This is a genomic window from Prochlorococcus marinus (genome assembly GCF_001180245.1).
In the GTDB taxonomy this organism is placed as follows: Bacteria; Cyanobacteriota; Cyanobacteriia; order PCC-6307; family Cyanobiaceae; genus Prochlorococcus_A; species Prochlorococcus_A marinus_F.
The window spans coordinates 1-15,630 of sequence record NZ_CVSV01000131.1 but is presented as its reverse complement, the minus strand read 5'-3'; the positions used below and the strand labels follow the sequence as shown (position 1 = coordinate 15,630).

The 15,630-nt window shown below is 32.9% G+C and carries 21 protein-coding genes and 2 rRNA genes; 14 read left to right on the top strand and 9 right to left on the bottom strand.

The genetic code is table 11. The features are described 5' to 3' along the window. The first annotated feature begins 375 nt into the window (after nt 1–375). On the top strand, nt 376–642 hold the full coding sequence (locus AMO19_RS05265) for a TatA/E family twin arginine-targeting protein translocase (RefSeq protein ID WP_025891414.1): 267 nt from the start codon (nt 376–378) through the stop codon (nt 640–642). 4 nt (nt 643–646) lie between these two features. Beyond that, a complete protein-coding gene (locus AMO19_RS05260; protein ID WP_075507609.1) occupies nt 647–1,039 on the top strand; it encodes a hypothetical protein in 393 nt (130 codons plus the stop codon). 11 nt (nt 1,040–1,050) lie between these two features. Here the strand turns inward: AMO19_RS05260 and AMO19_RS05255 are convergent, their stop codons facing one another. Next, complete coding sequence (locus AMO19_RS05255) at nt 1,051–1,368, bottom strand: hypothetical protein (protein ID WP_075507608.1); 318 nt, start codon at nt 1,366–1,368, stop codon at nt 1,051–1,053. Between the two features lie 91 nt (nt 1,369–1,459). Between AMO19_RS05255 and AMO19_RS05250 the strand changes: the two genes are divergently transcribed. After that, on the top strand, nt 1,460–1,675 hold the full coding sequence (locus AMO19_RS05250) for a Nif11-like leader peptide family natural product precursor (protein WP_025957575.1): 216 nt from the start codon (nt 1,460–1,462) through the stop codon (nt 1,673–1,675). Nucleotide 1,676: 1 nt separating this feature from the next. Here AMO19_RS05250 and AMO19_RS05245 read toward each other — a convergent pair whose 3' ends face one another. Beyond that, complete coding sequence (locus tag AMO19_RS05245; protein ID WP_075507607.1) at nt 1,677–2,162, bottom strand: hypothetical protein; 486 nt, start codon at nt 2,160–2,162, stop codon at nt 1,677–1,679. Between the two features lie 322 nt (nt 2,163–2,484). Between AMO19_RS05245 and AMO19_RS05240 the strand changes: the two genes are divergently transcribed. Both AMO19_RS05240 and AMO19_RS05235 read left to right on the top strand, forming a co-directional pair. After that, complete coding sequence (locus tag AMO19_RS05240; RefSeq protein WP_075507606.1) at nt 2,485–4,014, top strand: phytoene desaturase family protein; 1,530 nt, start codon at nt 2,485–2,487, stop codon at nt 4,012–4,014. A gap of 117 nt (nt 4,015–4,131) precedes the next feature. After that, nucleotides 4,132–4,335, top strand: a complete 204-nt coding sequence (locus tag AMO19_RS05235; protein ID WP_025922916.1) for a hypothetical protein — start codon at nt 4,132–4,134, stop codon at nt 4,333–4,335. A gap of 11 nt (nt 4,336–4,346) precedes the next feature. Here AMO19_RS05235 and AMO19_RS05230 read toward each other — a convergent pair whose 3' ends face one another. Both AMO19_RS05230 and AMO19_RS05225 read right to left on the bottom strand, forming a co-directional pair. Continuing rightward, on the bottom strand, nt 4,347–4,637 hold the full coding sequence (locus tag AMO19_RS05230; protein ID WP_075449074.1) for a TIGR03894 family protein: 291 nt from the start codon (nt 4,635–4,637) through the stop codon (nt 4,347–4,349). A 90-nt stretch (nt 4,638–4,727) separates the two neighbouring features. Further along, nucleotides 4,728–4,934 carry a hypothetical protein gene (locus AMO19_RS05225; protein WP_075507605.1) on the bottom strand — a complete coding sequence of 69 codons (207 nt, stop codon included), beginning with the start codon at nt 4,932–4,934 and terminating at the stop codon, nt 4,728–4,730. Nucleotides 4,935–5,236: 302 nt separating this feature from the next. Between AMO19_RS05225 and AMO19_RS05220 the strand changes: the two genes are divergently transcribed. Next, a complete protein-coding gene (locus AMO19_RS05220; RefSeq protein ID WP_075507604.1) occupies nt 5,237–5,542 on the top strand; it encodes a hypothetical protein in 306 nt (101 codons plus the stop codon). A 273-nt stretch (nt 5,543–5,815) separates the two neighbouring features. Here the strand turns inward: AMO19_RS05220 and AMO19_RS08545 are convergent, their stop codons facing one another. Further along, a complete protein-coding gene (locus tag AMO19_RS08545; RefSeq protein WP_179850522.1) occupies nt 5,816–5,956 on the bottom strand; it encodes a hypothetical protein in 141 nt (46 codons plus the stop codon). A 153-nt stretch (nt 5,957–6,109) separates the two neighbouring features. On the opposite strand from AMO19_RS08545, the gene AMO19_RS05215 reads away from it, so the two are divergent. Then, nucleotides 6,110–6,619 (top strand): alternative oxidase, encoded by a 510-nt coding sequence (locus tag AMO19_RS05215; protein ID WP_075507603.1) that lies wholly within the window; start codon nt 6,110–6,112, stop codon nt 6,617–6,619. Here AMO19_RS05215 and AMO19_RS05210 read toward each other — a convergent pair. Beyond that, complete coding sequence (locus tag AMO19_RS05210; protein ID WP_075507602.1) at nt 6,616–7,050, bottom strand: NADH-quinone oxidoreductase; 435 nt, start codon at nt 7,048–7,050, stop codon at nt 6,616–6,618. The genes AMO19_RS05215 and AMO19_RS05210 overlap by 4 nt on opposite strands. A gap of 366 nt (nt 7,051–7,416) precedes the next feature. Between AMO19_RS05210 and AMO19_RS08540 the strand changes: the two genes are divergently transcribed. The 3 genes from AMO19_RS08540 to AMO19_RS05205 all read left to right on the top strand — a co-directional run bounded on the left by AMO19_RS08540 (nt 7,417) and on the right by AMO19_RS05205 (nt 8,255). Beyond that, a complete protein-coding gene (locus tag AMO19_RS08540; RefSeq protein ID WP_179850521.1) occupies nt 7,417–7,554 on the top strand; it encodes a hypothetical protein in 138 nt (45 codons plus the stop codon). Nucleotides 7,555–7,667: 113 nt separating this feature from the next. After that, entirely contained in the window at nt 7,668–7,799 is a 132-nt protein-coding gene (locus AMO19_RS08785; RefSeq protein ID WP_257008964.1) for a hypothetical protein, read from the top strand. A gap of 207 nt (nt 7,800–8,006) precedes the next feature. Then, a complete protein-coding gene (locus AMO19_RS05205; RefSeq protein ID WP_075507601.1) occupies nt 8,007–8,255 on the top strand; it encodes a DUF3104 domain-containing protein in 249 nt (82 codons plus the stop codon). Between the two features lie 66 nt (nt 8,256–8,321). On the opposite strand, the gene AMO19_RS05200 is transcribed toward AMO19_RS05205, so the two are convergent. Further along, on the bottom strand, nt 8,322–9,212 hold the full coding sequence (locus AMO19_RS05200; protein WP_075507600.1) for a GNAT family N-acetyltransferase: 891 nt from the start codon (nt 9,210–9,212) through the stop codon (nt 8,322–8,324). 156 nt (nt 9,213–9,368) lie between these two features. Between AMO19_RS05200 and AMO19_RS05195 the strand changes: the two genes are divergently transcribed. The 4 genes from AMO19_RS05195 (at nt 9,369) to AMO19_RS05180 (ending at nt 12,766) form a co-directional block, all read left to right on the top strand. Continuing rightward, entirely contained in the window at nt 9,369–10,760 is a 1,392-nt protein-coding gene (locus AMO19_RS05195) for an aldehyde dehydrogenase family protein (RefSeq protein ID WP_075507599.1), read from the top strand. 72 nt (nt 10,761–10,832) lie between these two features. Beyond that, on the top strand, nt 10,833–11,594 hold the full coding sequence (locus AMO19_RS05190; RefSeq protein WP_075507598.1) for a LysM peptidoglycan-binding domain-containing protein: 762 nt from the start codon (nt 10,833–10,835) through the stop codon (nt 11,592–11,594). A 79-nt stretch (nt 11,595–11,673) separates the two neighbouring features. After that, nucleotides 11,674–11,883, top strand: a complete 210-nt coding sequence (locus AMO19_RS05185; RefSeq protein ID WP_011817817.1) for a photosystem I reaction center subunit IV — start codon at nt 11,674–11,676, stop codon at nt 11,881–11,883. Between the two features lie 4 nt (nt 11,884–11,887). Continuing rightward, the gene (locus AMO19_RS05180; RefSeq protein ID WP_075507597.1) at nt 11,888–12,766 is read left to right on the top strand and encodes a DNA-formamidopyrimidine glycosylase; all 879 of its coding nucleotides are present in this window, start codon (nt 11,888–11,890) and stop codon (nt 12,764–12,766) included. A gap of 43 nt (nt 12,767–12,809) precedes the next feature. Here the strand turns inward: AMO19_RS05180 and rrf are convergent. Next, nucleotides 12,810–12,926, bottom strand: a 5S ribosomal RNA gene (gene rrf, locus AMO19_RS05175). A gap of 62 nt (nt 12,927–12,988) precedes the next feature. Then, nucleotides 12,989–15,630, bottom strand: a 23S ribosomal RNA gene (locus AMO19_RS05170); the annotation flags it as partial.

Here is a 15,630-nt window from a genome sequence, read left to right as displayed (position 1 = left end):
TTGAATAGTTTAGAAAAAAAATTAATTTAGAAAAGATTAAAATTTAATAGAATAATCTATTATGAATTGAATCTAGGATTTCTATAAAATAATACTAAAAGAAATTAAGATAAAATAAGTGTTAGTAATAAATAGTCTCGGTGAAAATGAGAAAATTAATAGACAAACATAAAACTCTTATAAATTGGTACCAAAAAAAATTCAAATTGAGTGATTATCAATTACTTTGGTTAGTTTTCTTTAAAGGAGTATTAATCACAATAATATTTTTCAAAATTTTTTAATATTAAAAAAAGCTCTTCCGAGAATGAAATTTTCACATGATTTGACTATATTTAATACTAGATTGCCTTATTAGTTAAATAGTTATCAGTTATGAATATTTTTGGTGTAGGTTTGCCTGAAGTTACTGTAATACTTATCTTAGCTCTTTTAATTTTTGGTCCAAAAAAGCTTCCAGAATTAGGGAAACAGCTTGGTAAAACTTTGAAAAGTCTTAAAAAAGCATCGAATGAATTTCAAAACGAAATCGACCAAGTTATGAACGAAGAAGATAAAGATGAATCTCCTAAATCTATAGAAAGCAATCAAACCAACGAAATTAATCAAGAAAAAATAGATTCAGAAAACAGCAAAAAATAATATCTTGGATAGGCCCATAACCCCCATAGACGAATTTGAAAGAGCATTAGATAAAGCAGCTCTTACTAAAGAAGAATATGAATTGATAGACTACATCCGCTATACAAGTGTTTTTACACAACCTAGTCTTATTAAAGATTTAAAAAGGCCATCAAAACCTCCTCTTTTGTCAGTTTTATGTCAAATTTGCAGAAAAATTGGTTCGGAGATGCCAGATCATTTCAAAAAAGTAATTGAGTGGTCAATTGAAATAAGTGATCACAATACAAGATGGGATGCTCATTTAATTTGTGCAGAAGCATTAAATATAGACAAAATCCCATTAAGTCCTATTCATAGAACAACTTTATTTGATGTTCTTGTTGTACACAAAGAATTATTTCTTGGCTTTGATTGAATTAAACTAAATTAATCATCTAAAGACACAGAATCAGTATCTATAACTTCCGAATCATCATACTTATTTATTTTATTTTCAATCCAGTTATTTATATAACTAACTAAAGGCAATGAACCTCTAAAAATAAAAATAGAGGTAGGCAAAGCGCTTAATAATCCAACTACAGGACTTTTAAAAAGTAATCTTCCTGCTTTTACGTTAAATAAAATAATAAGCGCTGAGGGGACTATAACTTTAACTACTGTTTTGAGCGCCTCAAGCCAACCAACACGATATATCCACCATATTAAAATTATGCCAACTATATATAGGAATAAGTAAGTCATAAAAATAGTATAATGATTATCTATTTATCTTGTTCTTACTAAGAAAAAGATTTTATAAATTTCTTTTAAATCAATCAATCAAATTCTAGTAATGAGTTTTTCTGAAATAAGAAAATTTTTAATCAAGATGCAATCTGATGAAGACTTAAAAAAGCAGGTTACAACATCCTCTACAGCGGATGATGTAGCCCTTATTGGTCAACGCTTAGGTTATGACTTTTCCGGAGATGATCTCTTAAGATTTAATGGACAAAAAGTTGATAAAGTTACCGTAAGAAAGGTAGATCATCCAGGAGAATATCACTAAATTAAGACTTAACCCATATTGCAAGCCCTCCGCCCCTTCCTCGAGCACATAACCAATTATCTTTAGTGCTAATTCCTACAAGAGAGAAAAAAGGCATTTTTTTTTCTTCTGGTTTTTTTAATTCCTTATTAAATACTGGAAAACTACTAATACTAATTTTCAATTTTTCAAAATAAAAAGCCAATAAAGGTCTAAGCCCTTTTAATTCTGCACTGCCTATAAAAGTAATATTTAATAATCCGAAATTAATTGAATTTTTTATTTCATAATTTATTTGATCCTCTTTATTTTTATTTCTTAATTCGAGTCTTGCCGACAATACTTGGAGAATAGAACTGGGTATATTTTTGATTTCATCTGACTCCTTTCCCCATACATAATTAAACTTCCATATTCCTAATAATTCCTCATATAAGATTCCGCTACCGTTTTTTTGAGAATTTTTTTCTAAAAGTTTTATCTCATTAATATCAGGAAATTGTTTCATAATAGATTTTAATCTAAGAATCAAATACTAAGATAACTCAAAAAAAAATGTTCTTAGTTAAAAATATCTCCAAAAAGATTTCTTTATTTCAAAATATTTCCAAAAAAATAATTTGATGGCACACATAAGGAACAATATCTCGTTAATATATTTACATAAAGTAACTAAAGTAATGGATTTTATTTCTAAAAGTCAAGGCTACATCCCTTTAAAGGCAGTCCCTTACATATTTTTCCTAGCTGTTGTACTAAGTATTACAACTTCAACTAATACATTTGTCTAAAACTAATTAGTTCTGAGAGAAGAGTAAAGTTAATATTTAATGGAAAAGTACGATGTCGTAATAGTAGGTAGTGGAATAGGGGGATTATGTTGCGGTTCGATTCTCGCTTTATCAGGTAAAAAAGTACTTATATGTGAAGCTCATAGCCAACCTGGAGGTGTTGCCCACAGTTTCAGAAAAAATGGTTACACTTTCGAATCAGGTCCTTCATTGTGGAGTGGAATAGGTAAATGGCCGACAACTAATCCCCTAGGGCAAATTCTTAAATTACTTGATGAAGAAGTTGAACTATTTCAATACAAAGGTTGGCAAGTAATTGTCCCAGAAGGCAATTTTAATCTTGATGTGGGGGAAGAACCTTTTAAAAATACTATTAAAACTTTAAGAGGTGAGAAATCTGTTAAAGAATGGGAATCATTTATTTCCGGAATAAAACCTCTTAGCCAAATAATAAATGAAATACCTTTACTCTCATTTTCTCCCGAATCAATAAATTTCTTAGATTTAATAAATTTAATCTCAAAATTTTTACCTAATATCAATCAAATACCAAAAATTAATAAAGGCTTTGGGAATTTAGTAAATAATCATCTAGAGGATCCTTTTCTCAGGAATTGGGTTGATCTATTGAGCTTTTTGATAAGTGGTATGTCAATGCATGATACAAATACAGCTGCGATGGCTACCTTATTTAACGAATGGTTTGAACCAAATTCATACCTTGAATACCCCAAAGGAGGTAGTGAATCTATCGTAAAAGCTTTAATTAATGGATTTAAAAAAAATGGAGGAGAATTAATTCTTTCTTCGAGAGTAAAGACAATTAACTTCAATAAAAATTTAGCCACAGGTATAACTCTGAATGATGGTTCTAGTTATAGTTGTGAATCTGTTGTCACGAATACTGATGTTTGGAATTTAAAAAAGTTAATTCCAAATGAAATTTCAAAAAAATGGAATACAAAAGTTTTGAACCCTAATAAATGTGATTCTTTCCTTCATATACATCTAGGTTTTGATGCTGATGGTCTTGAAAATTTGCCAATACATGCAATACATGTTGATGAGTGGGAAAAAGGTATAACCGCAGAAAGAAATATAGTCGTATTTTCAATCCCATCTGTTTTAGATAAAAATATGGCCCCTGAAGGAAAACATGTTCTTCATGGATATACTCCCGCAAATGAACCTTGGGAAATTTGGGAAAACCTAAATCCAAAGGAATTAGAATATAGAAATTTGAAAGAAGAAAGATGTTCAATATTCCTTAATGCAGTGCGAAAATTTATCCCTGATATAGATGAAAGGATTGATTTAAAGATGCTAGGAACCCCAATCACTCATAAAAAATTCACCAATACCTATTGCGGTAGTTACGGCCCTGCATTATCTGCAGCAAAAGGTCTTTTCCCAGGCTGCAAAACTCCAGTGAAAAATTTATTTACTTGCGGCGCAAGTACATTTCCAGGTATTGGAATTCCTGCTGTTTCGGCAAGTGGCGCTTACGCAGCTGAAAAAATTATTGGTAAAAAAGAGTTTAAAACTCTTCTTAAGAAAATAAATTTATGAATCAAGTTATTTTTTATAACTCTACAAATACTTAGTTAAGAAATAAGAATAAAGAAAGCAAAAACGTTCAATAATGATAATCTTTATCTGAACATAAACTTAACTTATAGCTCTTATATGTTTTTCTTATCAATTCCTCAAGCCTGGCATTTAGTTGGCACTTGGTCAGAACAACTTCCAAACGAGTCAAATCTTATAGGAATGGGCCAAACAGAATTAATGATGACTCTGCATTCAATATTCGTTCCTCTCTTACTTGTAATTTCATATTACCTATTCAATAGACTTAACAAAAACGAATCAAAGAAAATTAAAGGGTGATCGTTTTAGGTCTATTTAGCTGAACTTCTTCTAACTACTTTTCTGCCTGTAGAAGTATCAACTCCGCTTGAATCTTTAGTTTGTAAATTAGTTTCAACATTATCAACATCACTTTTATCCATTTCTGCGCAAACACCTACTACCATGGCAGCTTGCATTTGATCTGGTAAATCTCCAATAGTTAATAAGGCCTTTAAAACTAATTGAAGTCTAGTTTGCCGATCTATTTCAGGTCTTAGTTTTTTTACGGTATTCCAAAGTTCTTGGGTAACTTCTTTTAAAAGTTCTCGATCAACAGCCAAATTAAATCCTTCTTGTATTTCTACTAATCTAACAAAAAATTGGATCTCGTAAAATAATATTCAATAAAAAGATTGTTAGTTAATATTTTCCTATCCGAATACAAGTTGCATTTGTTGGTGCAATCCAATCTTCTCTTGCAAAACTTTATCTTTTTCAATCTTTTTTAGAGTAGAAGTTCTATAAATTTTTTTTTGAATCTTTATTGGAGTATTTTCAAACTTTACATTTTTGCTTATTAGAAAATTCCACTCTTTTGAATTAAAAGGAGCATAAGGAGAAGACGAAATCACTTTCATATCTTAATAATACATCTGTACTAATAATAGTACAGTTTTACTATTATGCAACAATCGGATCGGCTTTTTCTTAAGTTTAAAATCTCTTTGAGAATGAATTGATTTTTTTTATCTTTTTTGTAGGAATTATAAGTTTGATAAATGTATAAAAGTATCATGCGTAACTTATTGATCCCTTTTTTTAGTGTCTTAAAACTTTTCTTGCTTAAAAACCTTTTAAAATAGTCAATTTGTTGAAATTAACATTGACAAGATATATTTAGTATTCCTTCCTATAAAAAAGAATAAAGAATTGATCAAAAATGCTTAGTAATGCAAAAAGACTAAAAATCCAAGGAATAATTAAAAGAATTGCTCAAGATAGATCAATTACATTAGAAGAAAGGATATTTGTTGAGAAATTTGCACACCATAATTCTACAATTTCTCTTTGGCTGAAAAAAGCTAACAGCTTTAGAAGGAATGGTACAAAAAGTGATGGGGGGATTGATAACCTCTTACAATCATTTGGGATAGATGGACTAGATAAAGAAAATCATTTCAACCCTAATGAAGATGATATATCTGATTGGTTTGGCGGTGCTCCTGGTTGGCTAAGAAGAAGCTAGATCTATCAATTATTCAATTTACCCAGGCTATCTTACACAAATATAAACTCATAAAAGATATAAATACCCAAAAAACCCATGGTATAAATTTAATCGGAACTAAATATTTTTTTGAAAAGGTTTTCATATTTATTTTTCTTTTAGATTATTTCTTACTTACCGTTTTTGAAAATAGGTTTAATTGCTCTATTTATAAATTAAACACTATTCGAAACCTCTAAGATATTAAATAAATTTCAGTAGATAAACTTAATTAACCTTAATCTTCATAATCTAAGCAACTTTATTTTCAATATTCCTTGAAAAATTTACAATTTTTGCCTCATCATGGTCTGAATCATTCCAAAATTTTATAAGTCTTTCTAATTCATCAATCCTCTTTTTGGCATTTGCAATTTTTTCAGTAGTTGTCATATAAAATTTTTATCTATCCAATTAATGCATGAAAAAAAAATATTTCAATGGAAGTAACAATTTTTTAGACTTGAATATTAATTTTGGTTAATTACTTCAAGAAATTATAGTCCTCTAATAGCTAAGTAATTATACTTAAAGAAAATCAAATTTATGAAGAAATTAAATTCTTTGATTTTGAATAGTACAGTTAAATTCTTAGATTTCATATACTCTGGTAGATCTTTACAAAGATTTTGGGTTTTAGAAGTTATAGCTAGATCACCTTATTTTGCATTTCTTTCAGTTCTTCATTTTAAAGAATCCCTAGGAATTAAAAATGAGAAAACAATGATTTTAATGAAAGAACATTTTTATCAAGCTATTAACGAAACTGAGCATCTTAAAGAAATGGAGAAAAGAGGAGGAGATAGGTTCTGGATTGATAGATTTTTTGCGAGACACCTTGTTCTTGTCTATTACTGGATCATGGTTTTTTATTATTTCCTCTCTCCAGCCAATGCATATGATGTCAACATAAAAATCGAAGAACATGCATTTGAAACTTATTCCAAATATTTAATAGATAATCCAAATGATCAAAAAATTAAAGAAATTGCTCAAGATGAATTGAATCATGTCCAAGAACTTAACGAAGCTTTGTCAATGCTTACAACAGTTTAGATTAGTGCTGAGAAATCTATTAGCAATATTGAGAGTATCACCGAAGAAGAAATTAATCCTAGGCTAATCATTAATGAGACAAAACCTTTTTTTCTAGGCAATTTATAAAAAGATATTCCAATAATTAATATCATTATTAATGAGAAAAAAATTATAATTTTTTCATTTACTAAATTGAGATGTATAACTAAATTTTTTTCTTCAAAAAACTTGAGAAATTCAGATAAAACTAATTCTTGTTCTATTTTCTTAAAATAGTCAAATAAGCTTATAAAAGCAGAACTTAATAAAGATAATGCAACCAGTGCAGTAACTGGTTTTGTTAACCTGTTAAGTGTTCTGTTAAAACTTGCCAATAAAATAAGAATAAAAAAAGAGGTTACTAAAGGTATTAAAGGTATAAGAGTTGTTGAATTTATCAAATTTCCCACAGAAATAATTATGTATCTAACTTAAAATTTTATATTATATCGACGCGTTATTTTATTAAATAAGATTTTTTAAAATCTAAAATGTAATTAGTACCTATTGCATTCTGTGTAATTTGATACCAAAATTAAATTAGTATTGAAAAATAAAATGTTAGCCATTTCTGAAATTATTATTGCAAGTGCTATTTTCCTAGGAATTGTATATTGGGAAGTTAAATTCCTTTATACCAAAACTACTGTAGCGAAATAAATTCACTCAAAACAGGAAAATTAAAAACGTAGAAAATTTAAATAAAATTTAAGAATTTAAGTTGACAAAAAAAGCTCTAAATATGAGAGAATAAACACAAATATTAATTCCCTCTAATGAGCGAAGTCCAAAATTCAAATACTAACTCAACTCAGCAACAACAACAGCAGCAGCAGCAATCCTATTCAGACAGCAAAATTAATTCTGCTGAGAGCGAGAAACTTTATTTTGAGATGAAAGAAGCTTGGCTTTAAATTTAATTCTTGTTTGAAACAATATTTCTACTTATTTTTTTTTAATTCTGAAGTAATCAATACTTTTTTATTTTCTATACCCTTTAAATTTTATACAACAGCAAGGGTAATTTTTGAGAAAACTAAAGCAGTTAGAAAAAATTAACGGAAGACTCGCAATGGGAGGGTTGATATATTTAGTTTTTACAAAATTAGTTTCCAACCGTGCCGACATATTAGATCAACTTACATCTTATTTAATTTAAGAAATGAATTGGAAATATTATCCAGGAATATTTCTTTCTATATAAGCGTCAGTTAAAGCTAAAATTAATCCTAATAATGTTGAAAATATAGCAATTTCAGTTGATTCCATTTTATTTTAGAATTACTCCTAGTTTGCTAAATAATTCAAAATTCAGCAACAAAACTAATAACTTGCTATAGTACATATATACTATTAGTTATTTATTGTGAACTCAGCAACTCCTGAGTTTCTTTTCGTTAGGCCTGGTGATTATGTCGCAATTAAAAAAGAAAATTGCGAAGATACTAAGGAAAAGAATGAAAATTATTGGGTCGGTCAAGTTATCGACTGTATTGGAGGAGCTAGAAATCCAAATTCATGGACCTTGTTTCAAGTTGCCAATATTGACAATGGAGAGATCACTATAATCAACGCCGATATTGTAGAAAAAATTTTGAAACCTTCTGGAAGTTAATCTTAATCAAACAAACTTCTTTCAGAATTACAGAAACAAAAGTAAAAATAAACGCTTTAAAGGAAATCACCCCAGTTCCAAGCAGGCAAGTCCGTATACTTGATTCATAGGGCAGGGAGGTTGAATGCCTTTATACATTCTGTAAGTTTTTGATATTTCCTCAAATCCCAAACTTGATAAAAGATAATTTGCATAAGGGTTCAGATTAGAGCAATCCAATAAGATTTGAGCATCTAAATCACCAACTAACTCCCTTATTAATAATTCAGCAAGTGGTGGAGTATCCGCTAAAAGGGGGCCAATTCTCCAGCCTTGCTCATTATCCTCTAATACACAAGGTCTTATCCTGCCGAATCCATGGCACATCCCATTTTTATCGACAATTGCACTGACATTACCATGAGAATTTTTCAACCAGTCATTTAGAAAATGTGGTCTGGGGCTAGGTTCTCTTTGATCATCATAAATTAAAACTGCTTCAGAGGAAATTTTATTACCCGGGACAACTTTAAAAGAATGAAATTGATCTTTATAGAAATTTCTCAATGGCAAATCTTGAGAACCATTTAATTTCCATCGATTTGTAATGGAAGATTTTCTAAATCCCCACTTTGCGTAATCATTTAATCTATCTGGGGCAGCCTCAAGACCAATACAAGCAACATTTTTCAAGTATTCTAGAGCATGTTTCCATAATCTCACTCCATACCCATTATTTCGGAATTCTTTTTTAACGATAAATAAGCCTATAAAACCATAAGAGGAATTATATTTTATACACGCAATAGAGCCTATAGGATTATTATCTAGACAAGCTACCCATATCCCTTGTTTATCTGTATTTCTATAAATTGATACATCATCCATTCCAGGAGAAAATCCTTCTAACCTTGCCCAGTTTGTGACTTCTGGTATTTCATTTATAGATATCAATCTAATAGAAAAATTTTCCCTCATAGAAATATACTAACCAAGAAAAATTTGAATTTTTAAAGACAATATTAATAAATTTGATTATTTCTCATAAATCATTCGCTTTGATTTAATTGCCTAAAAACCTCAGTTATTTAAAATTTATCCTCTGATATATTTAATACTATCCAAAGGTAAAAAATGAAAATTTCTGATAAATTTCATTTAGAAGACATCTATAAATTAAAAAATACAGTTCTCACTGGTAAAACGGAAGATATAAAATGGCGGATCCATCAGATTAATATAGTTTCTCAACTTTTAAATGAAAATAAAAAAGAGATAATTAAATCACTTTTTATTGATCTCGGCAAATCCGAAATTGAAGGGCTTTCAGAAATCCTTTTAGTGAAAGAAGAAATTTCACTTATAAAAAAGAAACTCAATTCTTGGATGCGACCAAAAAAGATTGACACCCCTTTTTATCTTTTTCCATCATCCTCCAAAGTTATATATGAACCTCTTGGGTGTGTCTTAATTCTTGGTCCTTATAATTATCCATTACTTTATATTTTAAAGCCATTGGTAAATATTTTCTCAGCAGGAAATACTGCAGTTATAAAACCATCAGAAAAATGTCCTGCGACCTCAAAACTTATTAAAAAGCTTACTTCCAAATATTTCCGTAAAGATGTTCTAATGACAGTAGAGGGTGATAATAAACAATCCATAAAATTAATTGAACAAAATTTTGACCACATTTTTTTTACAGGTAGTACTGAAACTGGAAAATCTATAATGAAATTAGCTTCAAAAAACTTAACTCCATTAACTCTTGAGTTAAGCGGAACAAATCCTGTAATTGTTTTCAAGAATGCGAATTTAGAAGTGGCTGCAAAAAGAATTGTTTGGGGTAAATTTTTTAACTCTGGTCAATCCTGCATGGCTCCGAATCATATCTTTGTAGATAAAGAAATTGAAAATATTTTTATAGAAAAATTAAAGAAATACATAGTAAGTTTTTACGGAAATAATCCAATTATTTCCGAAAACCTATCAAGATTGGAGAAAAAACAATTTACCTCAACTGTAGAAATTCTCAAAAAATATGAAAAAGAAAAAAGAATTTTATTTGGGGGGACTTTTAGTAAAAAAAAGTTGAAAATATCTCCGACAATTTTGAGAACTAAATTAAATGAAAAAGATATTTTGCAGAAAGAATTATTCAGTTCACTACTTCCTGTAGTTGGAATTAATGATAAGGAATCAGCTTTAAAACAGATTAGTCAAACATCAAAACCCTTAGCAATCTACTTATTTGGAGGCAATAAAAAAATCCATAATCATATTTCAAAAGTAACCAGCTCCGGAACAATTTGTATAAATGATGTGATGTTACCAGTCCTTATTCCAAATTTACCGTTTGGAGGCGTTGGGCAAAGTGGTATTGGTAAATTTCATGGAGAAGAAGGTTTTCGAAATTTTTCAAATCAAAAATCTATTACTTTTAAAGGTTTTTTATTTGATTCAAATCTGCGGTATCCCCCTTATGAAAGAGTAAAGAAATTGTTAAAGTTTATTTTTCAGGTTTAAATTACTTAAATTGTTTTCAAAAACCTAGCGATTTTAAATTTAAAGTTTATCTTTAAATAAATAGTGAGTTTTATGAAATTTGCATTTTTAGTAATTGCCATATTTATTAATCTTTTTAATCACTCATTGATAAAATCAGAAGAAAAGATATCTTCATCAAAAAATAAAATTGAGAATATTGCTAGAAAAGAATCAATTACTGAAGAAAAAAGTGAAATAACAAAAATTCATATTGTAAAAAGTGGAGATACAATATCAAGTATTTCAAAATTCTATTCAATTAATAAAGATTTAATTATTAAATTGAATGACTTAAAAGATGAAGATTATATCTTTATTGGCCAAAATCTTATTATCTCCGATTCTCCTGAAAATCTCACAAAACAATCAGATTTAATTAAAAATTATCATATTGTTCAAACTGGTGAAAATCTTACTGACATATCGAACAAATATAATTTAAAAGTAAAAGAACTGACAGAAATTAATAATCTCAATAATCCTGATTCAATAAAAATTGGTCAAAAGCTCACAATAAGAAAAAAGAACACAATTAATTCAGAAAAATATGAAACAACTGAAAATAAAAAAAATAATGAATTAATTGAGTTAGATAAAAAAATTTATGGTCCTATAATTATCCAAAGTAAATCATATAAAGATATTAAAGGTAGAAAAGTTTTAAACGTTCTAAATCAAGAAAATAAAAAACTGATTATTTCAATCAATTGTGATAAAAATGAATTAGATGTAAGAATACCTGGCAGGAAATGGATGGGAAGTAAGCCTGTTAAAGAAGAATTCGAAAACAATTTAATAAATGATTTTTGTTAAAACTTTAATTAATATGTGTGAATAATTTGTCTAAGAATATTAATGATGAGTTATTCTACAAAAAGTTAAATTAATAGTAATGGCTATTTCAAGAGGAGATCTCGTAAGAGTAAAAAGACCAGAATCATATTGGTATAATGAAATCGGTAAAGTTGCTTCAGTTGACACCTCAGGCATTAAATATAACTGTGTAGTCAGATTCGATAAAGTAAATTACGCTGGGATAAGCGGAACTGATGGTGGAGCAAATACAAATAATTTCGCTGAAAGTGAATTAGAGAAAGCTTAAATAATTGCCTGAATTACCAGAAGTAGAGACAGTTCGCAGAGGTTTAGAGCAAAAACTTAATAACTTTATTATTAAAAAAGTAGAAATCTGTAGGGATTCAACTATTGCATTCCCAAAAAACAAAGAAGAATTCATTAAAGGACTTCTGAACTCACTTATTTATAAATGGGATAGAAGAGGAAAATATTTAATAGCTCAATTAAAAGAAGTTCAAAATGATAATGCCCAATTTCTTTTAGAAAATTCAAAAAATAACGGATTTCTTGTAGTTCATCTTAGAATGACTGGATATTTTAAATTTATTGAAAACGCAAGTCATCCTTGTCAACATACAAGAATAAGATTTTTCGATAAAAATAATAATGAGCTTAGGTACATTGACGTAAGAAGTTTTGGCCAAATGTGGTGGATTAATAAAGACCTATCGCTTAACAAAATAATAAAAGGATTAGGTTCATTAGGACCAGAACCATTTTCTAAAGACTTTGATGCAAATTACCTTAAGAAAGTTATTTCAAAAAGAACAAAATCTATAAAAGCTATTTTATTAGATCAAACAATAGTGGCAGGTATTGGTAATATTTATGCTGATGAAAGTTTATACTCTGCTGGCATCTCCCCTTTTAGGGAAGCTCGAACAATAAAAAAGAATGAGTTAATAAAGCTCAAAGAATCTATTGTGACTATATTAAAAAAAAGTATAGGTTCTGGTGGTACTACATTTAGTGATTTTAGGGACTTGGAAGGAGAAAATGGGAATTTTGGTTTACAGACAAATGTCTACAGGAGAACTGGAAAAGAATGTCGTAAATGTGGAAATTTAATTGAAAGACAAAAAATTACTGGAAGAAGTACCCATTGGTGTCCAAAATGCCAAAAATAAAAAAGGGCTTACTCATCATGAGTAAACCCTTTTAAATATTTTTACCTGGCATTGAGCTATTTTCTCAAGGGGCTACCCCCTAAATATTTTCGCCGCTGATGCGTTTCACAACCGAGTTCGAGATGGATCGGAGTGGTTCCACATCGCCATGAACACCAGGATAGTGTGAACCTTGAGAACTGCATAGAAAATTATATATTAAAAACAATAAATTAAGTTTATTTGGTCAAGCCCTCGGTCTATTAGTACTCCTCCGCTGCACTTGTTACCAAGCTTCCACGTAGAGCCTATCAACGGGTGTTCTTCCCGTGACCTTACTGGCTTAAGCCATGGCAATACTCATCTTGAGGTGGGCTTCCCACTTAGATGCTTTCAGCGGTTATCCACTCCGCACATGGCTACCCAGCGTTTACCGTTGGCACGATAACTGGCACACCAGAGGTGCGTTCCTCCCGGTCCTCTCGTACTAGGGAGAAATCCTCTCAATATTCCTGCGCATACACCGGATATGGACCGAACTGTCTCACGACGTTCTGAACCCAGCTCGCGTACCGCTTTAATGGGCGAACAGCCCAACCCTTGGGACCGACTTCAGCCCCAGGTTGCGATGAGCCGACATCGAGGTGCCAAACCTCCCCGTCGATGTGAACTCTTGGGGGAGATCAGCCTGTTATCCCTAGAGTAACTTTTATCCGTTGAGCGACGGCCCTTCCACGCAGAACCGTCGGATCACTAAAACCGACTTTCGTCCCTGTTCGACTTGTAGGTCTCACAGTCAAGCTCCCTTCTGCTTTTGCACTCAACGACTGATTTCCAACCAGCCTGAGGGAACCTTTGTGCGCCTCCGTTACCTTTTAGGAGGCGACCGCCCCAGTCAAACTGCCCATCAGATACTGTCCGCTTCCCGGATAACGGGTAAGCGTTAGAACCCTAGCTCTAAAAGAGTGGTATCTCACCGATGACTCAATAGTACCCACAAGCACTATTTCAACGTCTCCCACCTATTCTGCGCATTCAGAGCCCGAGCACAATATCAAACTACAGTAAAGCTTCATAGGGTCTTTCTGTCCGGGTGTATGTAGTCCGCATCTTCACAGACAATTCTATTTCGCCGAGCCTCTCTCCGAGACAGCGCGCAAATCGTTACACCTTTCGTGCGGGTCGGAACTTACCCGACAAGGAATTTCGCTACCTTAGGACCGTTATAGTTACGGCCGCCGTTCACCGGGGCTTCAGTCGCCAGCTTCACTAAAAGCTAACCAGCTTCCTTAACCTTCCGGCACTGGGCAGGTGTCAGCCCCCATACATCGTCTTGCGACTTAGCGGAGACCTGTGTTTTTGGTAAACAGTCGCTTGCGCCTCTTCACTGCGACCAGCTCTCGCTGGCACCCCTTCTCCCGAAGTTACGGGGCCATTTTGCCGAGTTCCTTAGAGAGAGTTATCTCGCGCCCCTCGGTATTCTCTACCACCCCACCTGTGTCGGTTTCGGGTACTGGCATTTGTGTCTTAACGAGTATAGGGCTTTTCTTGGAAGCATGACATCACCAACTTCGCTGCCGTAGCAGCTCGTACTCACGCCTTAGCTCAAGATGTTTTCTCCATCTCTCAAAGCCTCGAACGCTTGAACCAGTAACCAACATCTGGCCTGGTTAGCCTTCTCCGTCCCCCTTCTCAAAACACATCTGGTACAGGAATATTGACCTGTTATCCATCGACTACGCCTTTCGGCCTCGCCTTAGGTCCAGACTAACCCTCCGCGGACGAGCCTGCCGGAGGAACCCTTAGGGTTTCGGGGCATGGGATTCTCACCCATGTTTTCGCTACTCAAGCCGACATTCTCACTTCTATGCTGTCCACGTCCGCTTACGCTAACGCTTCACCCTACATAGAACGCTCCCCTACCATAAATAAATTTATCCGCAGCTTCGGTATAACGCTTAGCCCCGTTCATTTTCGGCGCAGGATCGCTCGACCAGTGAGCTATTACGCACTCCTTTGAGGATGGCTGCTTCTAGGCAAACCTCCTGGTTGTCTGGGCAATCCCACCTCCTTTATCACTTAGCGTTAATTTTGGGACCTTAGCTGGCGGTCTGGGCTGTTTCCCTCTTGACTATGGAGCTTATCCCCCACAGTCTGACTGCCTAGTTACACACAGGGTATTCAGAGTTCATATCGATTTGGTACCGCTTTCGCAGCCCGCACCGAAATGGTTGCTTTACCCCCCTGCTGGAGCACTAGACGCTACGCCTCAACGTATTTCGGGGAGAACCAGCTAGCTCCTGGTTCGATTGGCATTTCACCCCTAACCACAGCTCATCCGCTGAATTTTCAACTTCAGTCGGTTCGGACCTCCACTTGGTATCACCCAAGCTTCATCCTGGCCATGGTTAGATCACCAGGGTTCGGGTCTATAAACACTGACAAACGCCCTATTAAGACTCGCTTTCGCTGTGGCTCCACCATTTCCGGTTTAACCCGCCAGTGCCTATAAGTCGCCGGCTCATTCTTCAACAGGCACACGGTCACCCGATTAGTCGGGCTCCCATTGCTTGTAAGCTCACGGTTTCATGTTCTATTTCACTCCCCTCCCGGGGTTCTTTTCACCTTTCCCTCGCGGTACTGTTTCACTATCGGTCACACAGTAGTACTTAGCCTTACGAGGTGGTCCTCGCAGATTCACACGGAATTCCACGTGCTCCGTGCTACTCGGGATACAGCTAGGTCAACTTATCTTTCGATTACGGGGCTTTCACCCTCTGTGGCACGCCATTCAAACGTTTCTTCTAGACTTGTTGATCCATATTGCTGTCCCACAACCCCGATAGTCAAGACTATCGGTTTGGGCTGTTCCCCGTTCGCTCGCC